Here is a 509-nt window from a genome sequence, read left to right as displayed (position 1 = left end):
GGGCTTGCCCCCGATTGGGCTCACCCTTATTTTGCGACCTTGCCCAGTACACGCAGGCGACTCACACCCCCATCCGGGAACACGTTCAGGCGGATGTGGGTAATCGGCCCCAGCGCCTTGATCTGCTCGGCGAAGCTGTGTTCAGCGTGCATTTCAAGCTTCTGCGCCGGCAGCAGTTCGCGCCAGAACAGCGACTGGGTTTCGATCTGGCTGTCGGTGCCGCCTTTCACGAAAGCGCCCTGGATCGAGCAGGTGTCCGGGTAGTTGCCCTTGAAGTGCAGGGTGTCGACCACCACTTTTTCGATCTCGCCGGCATGCCCCAACGCGACGATCACCCAGTCATTGCCCGGCGTGCGACGGCGTGCGGTTTCCCAGCCATCGCCCATGTTGATGCCACGGCCTGGGTTGAGGATGTTGCTCATGCGGCCGAAGTGTTCATCGGAGCAGGCCAGGGCACGACCACCGTTCAGTGCGGCAGCCAGGTCGACCTGTTCGTTGTCGCCCACCGA

General features: G+C 62.7%; 1 pseudogene. It reads right to left on the bottom strand.

Features of this window, described 5'->3' with window-relative positions:
- Nucleotides 1–26: 26 nt before the first annotated feature.
- Nucleotides 27–509 (bottom strand): annotated as a pseudogene (locus IQK56_RS30365) (allantoicase); the annotation flags it as partial.

The sequence above is a fragment of the Pseudomonas cyclaminis genome (assembly GCF_015163715.1).
Lineage (GTDB): Bacteria > Pseudomonadota > Gammaproteobacteria > Pseudomonadales > Pseudomonadaceae > Aquipseudomonas > Aquipseudomonas cyclaminis.
This window is presented reverse-complemented; position numbering and strand designations above follow the sequence as displayed.